Source organism: Peribacillus cavernae (genome assembly GCF_003989135.1).
In the GTDB taxonomy this organism is placed as follows: domain Bacteria; phylum Bacillota; class Bacilli; order Bacillales; family DSM-1321; genus Peribacillus; species Peribacillus cavernae.
The window spans coordinates 1-1,043 of sequence record NZ_RYZZ01000067.1 but is presented as its reverse complement, the minus strand read 5'-3'; the positions used below and the strand labels follow the sequence as shown (position 1 = coordinate 1,043).

The window sequence follows — 1,043 nt, the reverse complement described above, 5'->3', positions numbered from 1 at the left end:
CCGAAAAAGAAGAAAGCCCTGTCACTAGAAAAGCCGAGCGTTTTCGAGTAGAAAATGAAGAGAAACGGTGGATGCGCATCCAAAAAGTACATTCTTTACAATCAGAAGGGTATTCAATTTCAGCGATTGCTAAGCAACTTCATCTCTCACGAGGAACAATATACGCTGACTTAGAACAAAGCCAAAAACCTAGTCACAAACGTTCCTCATCTTTCGATCGCTTCCATCCATTCATTCGTATACTATTGCAACAAAACCAGACGGGGGATCAAATAGAAAAAGCCTGCCGTTCCAGTGGTTACAATGGATCTCGTTCAACATTGAATAAAATGATAGCTGAGGAAAGGAAGAACAAGAATGTTAACACAGAAAGATTACATCTTCGTCAAAAGATTTTAAAAATTATTTGGGATTTTAAAAATATGGACCATCAAAGTCGTTTTGAAAAATTACACCACCAATTATTAGGAACGTATCCAGAAGTCAGTAAACTGGACGAATTAGTATCAGCGTTTCGCGATCTTTTTAGAAACAAAGATTTGGATGGCTTAAAGGAATGGATAAATGAATATGAGAATAACCGTTCTTCTTTTATACAATCCTTTATACGAGGAATAAAAAAAGATCAGAAAGCTGTTTCTTCAAGTATTAAAGAACCGTGGAGTAACGGAATAGTGGAAGGCCATGTGAATCGTTTAAAGACCATTAAAAGGATGATGTATGGACGTGCGGGATTCCAAGTATTGAAAAATAGGGTGTTATATCAATGGTGATTTAATTATTTCAAAATAATTAAATAAACAATTTAGAAGCAATGAATCGATCCATTCCCCAAAATTGCGTAAGAACCACCCTTATTTGTGGAAAACTGTTGATTATAGTTTAGCAGTTACAACATGAATATTTCAGTCCAAAAGAACCATCTTCACGGACGTTTTGAGCCACTGCTTCGGAAAAATTGAGCCACCAGTAACCGTCAAGTAGAAATCCACAGTTTTAAAATATTTTTGGTGCCTGTCAGAGCGACCGAGCCTAGGTTGCAA

Annotated in this window: 1 protein-coding gene; it reads left to right on the top strand. The window is 36.6% G+C overall.

Annotated features, from left to right (window positions below):
* On the top strand, window positions 1-773 hold a 773-nt coding region (locus tag ELQ35_RS22370; RefSeq protein WP_143253482.1), incomplete at its 5' end, for a transposase.
* Window positions 774-1,043: the final 270 nt, after the last annotated feature.